The 12,954-nt window shown below is 48.4% G+C and carries 12 protein-coding genes and 1 pseudogene; 6 read left to right on the forward strand and 7 right to left on the reverse strand.

The genetic code is table 11. The features are described 5' to 3' along the window. On the forward strand, positions 1-3,905 hold a 3,905-nt coding region (locus IPK30_00005; GenBank protein ID MBK8101724.1), incomplete at its 5' end, for a thrombospondin type 3 repeat-containing protein. Positions 3,906-3,918: 13 nt separating this feature from the next. Here the strand turns inward: IPK30_00005 and IPK30_00010 are convergent. Genes IPK30_00010 through IPK30_00025 form a run of 4 tightly spaced genes read right to left on the reverse strand, consistent with a single transcriptional unit; the run spans position 3,919 to position 6,447 of the window. Further along, entirely contained in the window at positions 3,919-4,644 is a 726-nt protein-coding gene (locus IPK30_00010) for a putative DNA-binding domain-containing protein (protein ID MBK8101725.1), read from the reverse strand. Further along, a complete protein-coding gene (locus IPK30_00015; GenBank protein ID MBK8101726.1) occupies positions 4,637-5,467 on the reverse strand; it encodes a DUF692 domain-containing protein in 831 nt (276 codons plus the stop codon). The genes IPK30_00010 and IPK30_00015 overlap by 8 nt, the downstream gene beginning before the upstream one ends. 9 nt (positions 5,468-5,476) lie before the next feature. Further along, positions 5,477-5,881 (reverse strand): hypothetical protein, encoded by a 405-nt coding sequence (locus IPK30_00020; GenBank protein MBK8101727.1) that lies wholly within the window; start codon positions 5,879-5,881, stop codon positions 5,477-5,479. Between the two features lie 41 nt (positions 5,882-5,922). After that, a complete protein-coding gene (locus tag IPK30_00025) occupies positions 5,923-6,447 on the reverse strand; it encodes an SRPBCC family protein (protein MBK8101728.1) in 525 nt (174 codons plus the stop codon). Between the two features lie 65 nt (positions 6,448-6,512). On the opposite strand from IPK30_00025, the gene IPK30_00030 reads away from it, so the two are divergent. The 5 genes from IPK30_00030 to IPK30_00050 all read left to right on the forward strand — a co-directional run bounded on the left by IPK30_00030 (position 6,513) and on the right by IPK30_00050 (position 9,809). Beyond that, a complete protein-coding gene (locus IPK30_00030; GenBank protein MBK8101729.1) occupies positions 6,513-7,382 on the forward strand; it encodes an NAD(P)-dependent oxidoreductase in 870 nt (289 codons plus the stop codon). 86 nt (positions 7,383-7,468) lie between these two features. Further along, positions 7,469-7,948 (forward strand): bacterioferritin, encoded by a 480-nt coding sequence (gene bfr / locus IPK30_00035; GenBank protein MBK8101730.1) that lies wholly within the window; start codon positions 7,469-7,471, stop codon positions 7,946-7,948. Further along, positions 7,945-8,424 (forward strand): bacterioferritin, encoded by a 480-nt coding sequence (gene bfr, locus IPK30_00040; protein ID MBK8101731.1) that lies wholly within the window; start codon positions 7,945-7,947, stop codon positions 8,422-8,424. Before bfr (IPK30_00035) ends, bfr (IPK30_00040) begins: the two co-directional genes overlap by 4 nt. 56 nt (positions 8,425-8,480) lie before the next feature. Next, positions 8,481-8,696, forward strand: coding sequence for a bacterioferritin-associated ferredoxin (locus IPK30_00045; protein ID MBK8101732.1), 216 nt, complete (start codon positions 8,481-8,483; stop codon positions 8,694-8,696). A gap of 150 nt (positions 8,697-8,846) precedes the next feature. Continuing rightward, on the forward strand, positions 8,847-9,809 hold the full coding sequence (locus tag IPK30_00050; protein ID MBK8101733.1) for an SGNH/GDSL hydrolase family protein: 963 nt from the start codon (positions 8,847-8,849) through the stop codon (positions 9,807-9,809). Here the strand turns inward: IPK30_00050 and IPK30_00055 are convergent. From IPK30_00055 to pgaC, 3 genes and pseudogenes are all read right to left on the reverse strand, one after another. Beyond that, positions 9,803-10,924 (reverse strand): annotated as a pseudogene (locus IPK30_00055) (DNA recombination protein RmuC). The gene IPK30_00050 and the pseudogene IPK30_00055 sit on opposite strands and share 7 nt — an antisense overlap. Before the next feature lie 302 nt (positions 10,925-11,226). Further along, entirely contained in the window at positions 11,227-11,724 is a 498-nt protein-coding gene (gene pgaD, locus IPK30_00060) for a poly-beta-1,6-N-acetyl-D-glucosamine biosynthesis protein PgaD (protein ID MBK8101734.1), read from the reverse strand. After that, the gene (gene pgaC / locus IPK30_00065) at positions 11,682-12,950 is read right to left on the reverse strand and encodes a poly-beta-1,6 N-acetyl-D-glucosamine synthase (GenBank protein ID MBK8101735.1); all 1,269 of its coding nucleotides are present in this window, start codon (positions 12,948-12,950) and stop codon (positions 11,682-11,684) included. The genes pgaD and pgaC overlap by 43 nt, the downstream gene beginning before the upstream one ends. Positions 12,951-12,954: the final 4 nt, after the last annotated feature.

A 12,954-nucleotide genomic window follows, 5' to 3' on the forward strand; every position in this document is an offset into this window, starting at 1 on the left:
CCGGCTTAGAACTGATGGCTTTTATTCCCAGTGGCGTTTATGAAGAATGGAACGACACTAATAAAAATTACATAAAAGACGCTGGAGAAACTGAGAAAAAATTATTTAACCTCACACAAGAAAATTATGAGCATCGATTGTTTGTCGATGGCGATGCCACTGCCAGCGATGTGTTTTGGGGTGGTTCATGGAAAACCTATCTAGTAGGGGCATTGGGTGCAGGTGGACGCAGCGTCTATGCACTGGATATAAGCGATACCAGTTTTACTGCGTCTGATGTGCAATGGGAATTTTCTCATGCTGAATTGGGCAGAACTTACGGCAAACCCATCATTGCGCGTTTTGCAGACAACCAATGGTATGCCGTATTCGCCAATGGCTTAGACAGCACATCCGATATTGCCAGTGTATTCGTGGTCAATCTCGCCAACCCTGCTGACTACCACATTCTGTTCACCGATGCAGGCGACACAGCATCAGCCAATGGCATGATGACGGTGCAAATCAAGCTCAATGCACAGCGCACCGCCACAACCATTTACGCAGGCGATATACAAGGAAACCTCTGGAAATTTGATGTGAGTCTTGCCGGTGCTTTTCCCGCCGGAACACAATTATTTTCCGCCACAGATCCAACTGGCATCAAGCAAGCCATCACAGGTGGCATCACACTGGGCGAGCATCCCGACGGCTTGGGAACCATGCTGTATTTCGGCACTGGAAAATATTTTGAGAACACCGATAAGAGTTTTTCTGCGAACTCTGCTCCGCAAGTTGACAGTTTTTACGGCGTATTAGACACGGGCAGTGACAACCACCTGAAGCGTTCAGAATTAGAGCAACAGGTATTCGCAAATGAAGGCTATGCAGCCCGAAGTACATCTACCAATGCAGTTCATTATTCCTCACAGTGGGGCTGGTATATCGACTTGATGGTCGGCGCAACCAAACTGGGTGAAAAAGTAGTGACCGCTCCCGTGCTGGATGACGATCGCATTATTTTTTCATCAATCATTCCAGGCGGAGATCAATGCGGCGGCCGCCTTGGTTCTGGCTATCTCAATGTGTTGGATGCATTCTCTGGTGGTCAGCTGTATGAAAAAGTGTTGGATGCCAATGGTGATGGAACAGTCAATAGCAATGACCTCAATGTATCTTCTATTCGACTTGATGAGAGTGCAGAAGCAGGAGCGCCGACACTGATCAAATCAGGTATCAAGGCTTATGTTTTGTTGTTGAAAGGCGGCATTTCCTCGATTCTAAGTATCAGTATCGCTCTCAGTGTTGATACCGACAATGACGGCATTGGCAATTTTTCTGATAGTGATGATGACAACGATGGCGTTTTGGATAGCAGCGATCTGTTTCCGCTCAGCCCTTCTGAATTTCAAGACATTGATAACGACGGCATTGGTGACAATGCAGATACCGATGACGATAACGATGGCACGCCTGATGCCAGTGATGCGTTTCCGTTTGATGCTAGCGAAACGCTGGATACGGATGTCGATGGTGTAGGCAATAACGCCGACAACGACGATGACAACGATGGCGTTGTCGATATGGCTGATGTATTTCCACTCGACAGTTCTGAATCTTTTGATGTTGACAACGATGGCATCGGCAATAACGCCGATACCGATGATGACAACGATAACTTTGAAGATGGCGTAGATAATTGCTCATGGATATTCAATCCATCTCAAGAAGATACCGATGCCAATTCGATAGGTGATGCTTGCGAAGGCGATCGCGACAGTGATGGTTTTAACGATGGTGACGATAATTGCCCACTGTTAGCCAATACCTATCAAGAAAATTATGATGGGGATACGGAGGGCAATGCTTGCGACGACGATGATGACAATGACGGCGTTCTGGATATTTCGGATACATTTCCGCTAAATGAAAATGAATCTGCGGATACAGATAACGACACCATCGGCAACAACACAGATAACTGTGTTGCTGTAGCCAATCCAAATCAAACCGATATGGATGCTGATGGCATAGGCGATGTGTGTGATGCCACACCCAATAACGATACAGACAACGATGGCGTCAATAATTTATTGGATAACTGCATTACTGTTGCTAATGCCGATCAACTAAACACGGATGGTGACGCACAAGGAAACGCGTGTGACGACGATGACGACAACGATGGTGTTGTCGATATTGCCGATGCATTGCCACTGGATGCGACTGAATCTGTTGACACCGATGGTGATGGCATCGGCAACAACACAGACCCCACACCCAATGGCGATGCAGACAACGATGGCATTGATAATGTGTCAGACAATTGCGTGGTTGTTTCCAATGCCGATCAATTGAATACAGACAGCGATATAAAAGGCAACGCGTGCGATAGCGATGATGACAACGATGGCGTTGCCGATATTGCCGACGCATTGCCGCTGGACGCAACGGAATCCGTTGATACTGACGCAGATGGCATTGGTGATAATGCTGATAACTGCGTAACTACAGCTAACGCCGCGCAAACCGATACGGATGCTGACGGCATTGGTGATGTATGTGACAACACGCCGAATGGCGATACCGATAACGATGGTCTAGATAACGCTGCGGATAACTGCCCGCTCGTCGCCAACATCAACCAACTCGATTACGACGCAGATGGCACTGGCGATGCCTGTGACGACCCGGTGCCAATGCCCGACGATATTGTCGGCGCAATCAAAAGCGCTAAAGCCGGTTCAGCGGTTGCATTTGCTGGTGATGTAAACCGTGACGGTTATGGCGATTACGCCATCGGCATGCCGGGGTACGACATTCCTGCTGCGCCACCGCTAAAAATTATCAAAAACGCAGGCCGTGCCGAAGTGATTTCTGGCAAAACAGGTGTAGTGTTGATAGCGATTAATGGCGCTGCCACAAACGATGCCATGGGCACTGCAGTGGCTGGCAACGCAGACATCAACAACGATGGTTTTATGGATGTATTGGTCGGCGCGCCCAACGCCACGGCACTGCGCGTTGGCAGCGTCACGGTGTTGTACGGCGGTGTGAGCGAGCGCAGGCATACCTTCTGGGGCGCGACGAAAAACACCGGCTTTGGTTCGGCGGTAGCCTTGGGTGATGTAAATGGTGATGAGTACGCCGATGTGTTGATCGGTGCACCGAAAGATAAAAGCCCTGCCTCGTCACAAAAAGCAGCGGGCAGCGTCACGGTATTTGATGGCAACACACTGCAAAGCCGCAAGCGTTTTTACGGACTATCAACAAACGCACATGCAGGCACTGCCGTGGCAGCGGGCGATGTGGATAACGATGGTGTGGCCGACATCATCGTCGGTGCGCCAGATGAAAACGGCGTGGGCAGCGTGCGTGCGTACAACAGTGGCGGCACGGAATTACTGCAAAAACTCGGCACCAACAAAAAAGCGCGGTTTGGCAAAGCTGTAGCGAGTGCGGACATCAATCACGACGATTACGCGGATATTGTTGTTGGCGCACCGCTGGATGATGACGCAGACAGCCGCACCAAAGATACCGGCAGCATCAGTGTGATTAGCGGCAGCGACGGCGAATTGTTATCGACTAAACAGTTCGGCGCGGTGAAAAAAGCTTGGCTGGGCAGCAGCGTGGCGCTGGGTGATGTAAACGGCGATGGCACGCTGGACATCATCGCCGGCGCATCGCAAAACGACAGCAACAGCATCAAAAAAACGGGCAGCGCCACGGTATGGAATGGCGCGACTTACGCACCGGTCAAAACAGTGTACGGCGATACATTCGGTGATTTATTCGGCGCAGCCGTGAGTACTGGCGACATCAACAGCGATGGCAAAGCGGATTTAATAATTGGCATTCCGAGTTTTGATGCGCCGCAAAAAGATGTCGGCGCGGCGCGGGTTTTATCTGGCGCCGACTTATAAAACAAGAATGTAATCAAACCAGCAGCACACCATCACTGACGAATTGCGCCAGCGTATTTTTTACCATCGTCAATAATGCAGTAGCATCTGCACGCTGCATTTCTTTTACCAGCTGCGCTGCAACCGCTTCCACACTTTTTAACTCGTTATCCATCAACAACTGCAACAAACGAAAGGTTGCAGGATTGGATTCCACAAACTTTATTTCATCATCTGCATTGCGATACATCAGCAAACAAGTAGGCAGCGCTCCTGCTTGCTGCGGCAAAAAATCTTTGCCTATGCGATGCACGGGGTAGTGATAACTCAACATCCAGCACAATGGCGATAACACAGGTTTATCGCCTACACGCGCAACTTCTACCGCACAATCTGCCTCATGACGCAGCGCAATCTCACTCCATTCGTAATGCGCCAACTCTTGCAGAAAAGGAAAATCGCCTGCACCGTCTCGCTCATCGAATAAATAACCAACAAACTCTCCAGCTATCCAAGGAAACAGCGGCGTTTCACAGCGATGCAGCGTATAAAAATCTCTCACCAATGCCCGCCACTGAGCATCATCCAAAATACTGCGCATCACCGGAAAAGTGCTCGCCAACAATTGCATGATGTTGTTAAAAAACAAATCGCGATACACCTGCAAACGCCGCTCATCCATACCTTCTGGAGCAGAAAATAACTCAGGATTGCGCAGATGGTTAGCAAACTGCAATTGCTGTTCACGCAGATCAGCCATCGCTCTGCACCTCTTGCTGAATAGCGCGTATCTGTTGTACTTCTGCCAATAAATCTGCAAACGGCGGGAAATTAAAATCGCGCTCCAACACCGTTGGTTTTACACCATGTTGCTGATAGGTGTATGCCAGTAAATCCCACACCGGATCACAAACGGGCGCGGCGTGCGTATCGATACGCAAATCTTCGGCTTGCGTGTAATGTCCGGCCACATGCAAATAGGCAATGCGTTCTGTAGGCAAGGCACGAATAAAATCTTCTGCCTTGTAGCCGTGATTGATACTGTTGACGAACACATTGTTGACATCCAGCAACAAATCACAATCCGCCTCATCCAACACAGCTTTAATAAAATCTATTTCTGATAATTGTTGAAACGGTGCGGCGTAGTAGGAGACATTTTCGATTGCAATGCGCCGCTCCAGCATGTCTTGCACTTGACGGATGCGCTGCGCAGTATTTTTTATCGCTTCATCGGTAAAGGGAATCGGCATCAAGTCATACAGATGCCCTTCTGCGCTGCAAAAGCTGAGATGCTCGCTATAGGTATGCACATGGTGCGCATCCAGAAAAGTTTTTAATTGCGCGATGAAATCGCTGTCTAGCGGATCTGTTCCGCCCAGCGACAGCGACAAACCATGCGCCAACATTGGGTAGCGCGCGGTTAGTGCATGAAGTTTTTTGAGTGAGGTGCCGGCAGTGTGGATCCAGTTATCCGGCGTGACTTCTAAGAAATCGACAACGCTTCCTGCGTTGGATAAATCATTCAGCAACGCACGCCGTATACCAAGACCAGCTCCAGCGGGCGTTGCTGTTTCTGCCAAAGACACCTATCAGTTCATCATGCCTTCGCCACACTTACCTTCGCCACATTTGCCTTCTGCGGCCGCTTTGTCGTCGTGTGCTTTGGGTGCTTCTGTTTTAGGTGCATCGGCTTTGGGCTTTTCGCTCTTGCCGTCATCACACTGAGCGCCGCACTGACCTTCTCCACACTTGCCTTCCATGCAGGCTTTTTTATCTTCACCGCATTTGCCTTCTGCGCAAACCTTTGCATCACCTTCGCCGCATTTTTCCGCGTCACCACCCGACTTCAAGTCTGGATGACCATGCAAGTTAAACCCTGAAGCCAGCTCTGTATTACTGAACGGATTGCTTGATGCATTGAGCAATGGCGCAGACACAAAACCCGCAACTGTTACTGCAGCCAGCAAAGAATTTTTACTCAATGATTTTTTCATAACAATTCTCCTCGTGGAAATATTTATCAAAACTTAGCTTATCAAGGGAAAGGCTTGGCATGCTTCTTATCATCCGCACGCAAACGCACTAAATCTTCTTTCAATGGCTTTTTGCCAGTTTCGTAGAAATACGCCATTGATAATGCGACATCACGGATATTGCCGCGAATTAAATTGCCGATAAACAAACCGTGCAAAATACTGCCAAAAACACCCATGCCCATTTCGTAAGTCATGGTGCAAGTCAGCTTGCACGACTTGTCATCAATTTTATCGATGCGATAAGTAAACTTTGCTTCACCAAAAGGTTTGGCTGGCTTGCTGCCGTTGTGCAGGCGGATCACAAAGCCACGCCCTTCATTCCACTCGACAACCGTTTCATCCAAAGCCTGTTGTGGGCCCGACACACGGCGGCTGGCACCTACGCCTTCTTTCTGCGCAGTGGTGATCGTGCACTTGGTGATGTTCGGCACATAGTTGTGCGCCAGCGATAAGTCTTTCAATTTTTCCCAAGCTTGTTCAGCGGGAATTTTTGCCGTGGCGTTGTAAACAGCGATATGACCCATGTGCGGTTTTCCTATTGGTGGATACAGTTCAGAATGCAGATTCTACCCCATTGCGAGGCACGCTCATGACACTCACCATCGGCTGGATTGGACTCGGCACCATGGGCGGCCCTATGGCAGGCCACTTGGTGCGCGCGCAGCACAAAGTACAAGCCTTCAATCGCAACGCCGAGCGCGCCGAACGCTGGCAGCAACAGTACAAGCTGCCATGTGTGGATTCCGTAACCGCCGCCGCACTCGGCGCGGACATGGTGTTCACCTGCGTCAGCAACGACGATGCGCTGCGCGAAGTGGCTCACGCCGCCTTCCCTCACATGAAACCCGGCGCAGTGCTAGTGGATCACAGCACCACTTCCGCCCGCGTGGCGCGAGAACTCGCGACAACCGCGCAACAACACGGGCTGCACTTTACGGATGCCCCTATTTCGGGCGGGCAAGCAGGCGCAGAAAAAGGCCAGCTCGCCGTGATGGCGGGCGGTGAAGCTGCCATTTTTGCGCGCATAGAACCGGTTATCGCCGCCTATACCAAACGCGCTAAGTTGATTGGCGGCTGTGGCGCAGGTCAGCTCACCAAAATGGTCAACCAAATTTGCGTTACTGGCGTGATTGCTGGGCTAGCCGAAGGTTTGTTTTTTGCCGAGCAGGCTGGCATTGATACCGATGCGATGCTGGAAGTGATTTCACAAGGCGCAGCTCAATCTTGGCAGATGGACAATCGCGCTCACACCATGCTGCGCGGTGAATACAATTTTGGTTTTTCTGTCGATTTAATAAGAAAAGATCTCGACATCGTACTTTCAACTGCGAAAGATTTTCATTGCGAATTGCCTGGCGTAACGCAAATCAATCTGTGGTATGAAACCCTGCAAAAAATGGGACATGGCAACAGCGATACTTCTGCATTACTCGAAAGATTGCGCCATCAAAAAACTTGACAACACGCTGCGCAAAGTCGCTAAATGAGCCATGAAATTCAATGACTTGTGATAATACGAGTCATTCCCATTCGAGGACTGCAGCGATGAAAGGCAATAAAAAAATTATCAATATTCTGAATGAATTATTGGTTGGCGAACTAACCGCCGTCGACCAATATTTGATCCACGGTGAAATGTATGCTGATTTCGGTTTGAAGAAACTCGCTGAAAAAAGCCTGCATGAATCCGAACATGAAAAACTGCACGCGCGAGCGATTATTCAGCGCCTTTTATTCTTGGAAGGTAAGCCGCAAATGGAAAAGCGCAATCCACTCACGATTGGAAAAAGTGTGGTTGACATGCTGAAGTCTGATCTTGCACTGGAATACCATGTGGTCGGCGAATTGAAAAAAGCTATTGCTGCCTGCGAAACAGAACAGGACTATGTCACGCGCGAAATGCTGACCGTGCAACTGGATGACACCGAAGTCGATCACGCTTACTGGCTGGAACAACAAATTCGCTTGATTGAGATGGTTGGTCTACAAAACTATCAACAATCACAAATGGGAGACGCGCCATGAAAGGTGATAAAAAAATTATTGAGTGCTTGAATAAAGTGCTCAAAAACGAGCTGACTGCCATCAATCAATATTTCTTGCACGCGCGCATGCTGCGTAACTGGGGCTTAGAAAAACTCAACGAACACGAGTACAAGCAATCCATCCGCGTGATGAAAGAAGCTGACAAACTGATCGAGCGCATCCTATTCCTAGAGGGTCTGCCCAATCTGCAAAACCTCGGCAAATTGTTGATCGGCGAGACCCCCGTAGAGTGCTTGGCAGGCGACCTGAAATACGAAGCCGGCAGTCAGCGCCCTCTGCTCGTCGAGGCCATTCAGTTGTGCGAAGTGCAGCAGGACTATGTCAGTCGCGAACTGCTCGAAGAGCTGCTGGAACACTGCGAAGAAACCATCGATTGGCTGGAAACTCAGCACAGCCTGATCGGTGAGGTAGGCTCCGCTAACTACCTACAATCCCACATTGGTAGCAACGATTGACAAACCCAGTAACGCGAACGAGAATAACTCTCATTGATGTTTACTGGGTTATTCGTATGTTCGTTTGCGTCTGCCGAGCTGTCACCGAAAAGAACATCCGCGATGCGGTGCAGGGCGGTGCCCGCACGATGAAAGACCTGCGCGAGCAGTTGGGCGTAGGAGCGGACTGCGGTTGCTGCGGCTCTTGTGCGAAGCAGTGCCTACGCGAAGCCACGCACAACCTACCCCACACATCTCACCACAAGCAGCCCTTGTTTCACGCGGCTGCTTGATTATTCAGGCTACGGATGGCATTACCCCTCAGCTACTTCAAAAAAAATCGAATACTCGAGCTGTTGCGAGCACTCCTGATCAACACCACCCTTGTATTTTCCTCACTGGCCATCAGTCTTCTGCTAGCAGAATGGGCTATTCGAGTCTGGATGCCATGTCCAGACTACGGCGTAGGAAAACGCCCCGCTCTACGCAACGGCCTGTTTATGTATGACGCCGAATTGGGATGGAAAGGAACACCGAACGCGCAATCTGAATACATAAGCAAAGACTTTATCGTGCATGTTGCTCATGATGCTTTGGGCTATCGCAATCAATCACCACCTTTCGTTGCAAATAAAAGAAACATCTTGTTGCTGGGCGATTCATACGGTTGGGGATGGGGCGTAGAAAATAACGAAACAGCCGCTTCGGTTTTTAACCAACAACATCCCAATGCCAATATCTACAGTTTGAGCGTGCCGGGATACGGCACCGATCAAGAATGGCTAACACTACAACGCTTTACGGCACAATTTCCAAACAATCGTTACGATGATGTTGTGCTATTGCTGTATTACAACGACTTCGAAGACAACATCGCCACCGAAAGATATAGCTATCAAAAACCGATGTTTCAAGTTATCGACAATAAACTACAACCAACCAATACCCCTGTGCCACACATCATGCCAGAGGAGATTTCCATCACAGAGCCACCACCAGAACGCACCTGGTCACAAAAAAGCCAGCTCCTCAATTTTGTTCTCGACAACTTAGGCAGCATTATTTTTTCAAGCCAGAACACCAACAAACAATCACAAGCGATTTCGCTAACGGATTACGACCAACATGGCATCACAATCACCGAGAAACTGCTGCAATCTATCCGAGTATTTTGTGCAGAAAGAAATACACGATTCCATGTTGTTTTTCTAATGACCGTCAATACAGACGAAAAGCCATCGCTACTTATCCATCAACTTGCCAACCGTTTACAGCAAGGCGGCATCCATCATTCGTATTTTTATAGCAAGCGTTTTCCGCGCACTGACCTATGGCTGGATACCCACTATACGCCATACGGCCAAAAACTATTGGCCCATCACATCAGCGAAACTCTAGACTACTGAACCTCATCCTCGCCAACAAAATCTATCTCTAACGCGCCCTTTTCAACAAAATGATCTGGCAACTCCGCGCGAATAGCCGGCGCCAATTTCTTAAAGTCACTCACCTGCTTGATCAAATTACCCTTACCACTTACTAACTGATTCTCCGCCTTGCTGTAAGCATCAGAGGCAGCATCAATACCTTTTTTTACTTTTTCAAAACTACCCAGAAAGGAATTCAGTTTATTAAATACCGACTCTGCCTTACTGGCCAAGGCTGCGGTATGTTTATTTTGATCTTCAAAACGCCACAGCTGACGCACAATATTCAGGCTAGTTAGCAGCGTGGTTGGCGTCGCCACCAACACATTATTTTCTATTGCGCGTTGAAATAATTGCTCATCGGCTTTCAGCGCTTCTACAAAAGCAGATTCAATTGGTACGAACATAAACACCATGTCAGGCGCATTCAATCCGGGCAAGCGATAGTATTCGCGATCGGCCAATTCTTTAATGCGATTGCCAACCGCTAATACATGCTCCTTTAACGCCGCTGCACGCTCCATCTCATCTTCGGCATTCACAAAGCGCACATAGGCATTCAACGATACTTTGGCATCAATAATTAAATGCTTACCCTGTGGTAAATACACAATAGCGTCTGGGCGCTGCCTACCCTCTTCTCCTGTAATACTGACTTCGCGCTGATAATCTTTCCCCAACTGCAGCCCTGCGCGGTCGAGCACATTTTCCAGCACCAACTCACCCCAATTGCCCTGCAGTTTTTTTTGACCGCGCAGTGCCGTTGATAACTCATGCGCTTCCAGCGTGATTTTTTGATTGAGCTCCTTCAACTGCTCCAATTCCTTTCTTAACTCGCCTTGCTGTGTCGTTTCGCGATGATGAATTTCTTGCACTTCTTTTTTGAAGCTGTCTATCGACTGCTGAAACGGTGACATCACGGCATTGAGCGTGAGCTTGCTGCTGTCCTGCAAAGCTTTTGCCTTCGCTTCCAGTATCTCGTTAGACAACACTTTGAAATGCTCGCTCAGGCTGTTCTTTTGCTGTTCAAAATTGGCTGCCTCGCGGGCGTGACTCGCCTCCCGTTCATCTTGTTGCGCCTTTAATTTTTCGTAGCGCACTTCAGCAGAATTACACTGCTGCTGCAGTTGTTCTATTTTTGTTTGTAAGACAACACTCTCTGCTTTTGCTTCTTTATCTCTGCGCTGCACACCCACAAAAAAACCAACCACCCCACTCGCCACCGCGAGCACGGCGCAAACGATGATCATCTCAATAACACCCAAATTAGAAAACATAGAGATTCCTGTTGTTGAATAACGAAAAAAGCCCATAAAAACAGTAACCAGAATTATTTCCATAGGTTGGAAAAAAGGGATCGACCTCAAGGAACGGCTGTTGGTTATCGTTTGCAGGTCTAATGTTTCTGTTGAAACGCAGCCAGTGATTCTTCTGTAGCGCCAGAAATATAACCATCGTCACCAAATGTCACGACCATTTGGCGATAAGTGCGCCATTGCTCCACTGCCTTGGCGTCAACATTGCAATACATCGCATGCTCTAAAATTGATGTACTCTCCACACGACTGCGGCGTTCAACTTTTCGAAAACGCGCTTTGTTGAGCAATGCCCAGATTAAAAAAGTGCCGTCAATGATCCAAATTAATCGCAAATAATTAACGGCGTTTTCCATAAATGCCTGATAGCCACCAAGATCAAACATATGCCGATAAAACACATAGGCTTGAAACATCCACGCCAAAAAACTGAGAAAAGGCTGCCACAGGTAAAGCATGAGCAACCAGAAAAATAATGTAAATCCCACTTCTGCAATTCGATCTTTCAGCCGAAGTACAGAAGGCGATTCGATAATCAGTTGTCGAGGCTCTGTAGGCCGCGATCCGGGCTCTTCCATACGGCGCGTTGACCTTTTTTCTTAAAAATTGCTTTCGGGAAACCAACTACCGTCGTGATGACATTGAGCATCCAGTACGCCAACGGATACCAAATCATCCAATAGTAATTGCGCGTAATTCCCCGCTCGTAACGGGAATCAATGATGAGACTCACTAAAAACTGCAACAAACAGGTAAAGCCGAGGATGACTCCAGTCCAACCAGGCAAGAGTGTTTTAATGTAGAGATAATCGGGCAGTGGCACGATCTTTCCGAGCAACCAAAGCAACGCAATGGCCGTTAAGGTGTAACTCCAAATAACGCTCGTAATGTATTCCAGAGCCACCAACCAAAAGCGTCTTTTTTTCCAGTGCATCATTTTTGGCAAATAACGCAGCCAAGTTTCCGCACCGCCTTGCGCCCAACGCGTGCGTTGACGATACAAGCCCTTCAGCGTTTCTGGCATCAAAATCCAACACAGCGCATTGGGTTCATAACGCACATCCCAGTGTGCGAGCTGTAAACGCCAACTGACATCAATGTCTTCCGTAATCATATCTGGGCTCCAATAACCTATACGCTGGAGCGCAGCTTTGCGGAACGCAACAACTACACCGGACACCGTAAAAACTCGCCCATATATGCGTTGCGCACGCTTAATCATGCCAATAATGCAGGAAAACTCGCCCACCTGAATTTTCCCTAACAGCGAAGAGCGATTGCGAATGCGTGGGTTTCCTGTCACTGCACCCACACGCGGCGAATCAATAAAATGCGTCATCAACCAATGCAATGCGTTGCGATCCAACAAGGCATCGCCGTCGATACACACTAAAAATTCGCTGTCTGTCATTAGGGCTGCGGTGTTTAATCCCATCGCTTTGCCTTGGTTGGTTGCCAAGTGTATGACACGCAACTTATCGTGTAATTTAACTTGCTCATCCAAAATTTCGCCTGTGTTATCTGTGCTGCCATCATTGATGGCAATAACATCGTAATTGGGATAATCCAAATTCAGCAGAAAACTCAAAGTTTCTACCACCAAATCGCCTTCGTTGTGACAGGGCAACATCACCGTCACATGCGGATAAAACGGCAAGGGTTTGGGATGTTGCCAATCATCCCCATCATGCTTTTCCCATTGCAGTCGATAATAAATACCGCCAAACATCCACAGATACGCCATCAATAGCGGATACATAAATGTAAACGCCAGCAGTGCATCAACAATACGCTCAAACATCATCATT

The sequence above is a fragment of the Cellvibrionales bacterium genome, from assembly GCA_016713115.1.
Lineage (GTDB): Bacteria > Pseudomonadota > Gammaproteobacteria > Pseudomonadales > UBA7239 > UBA7239.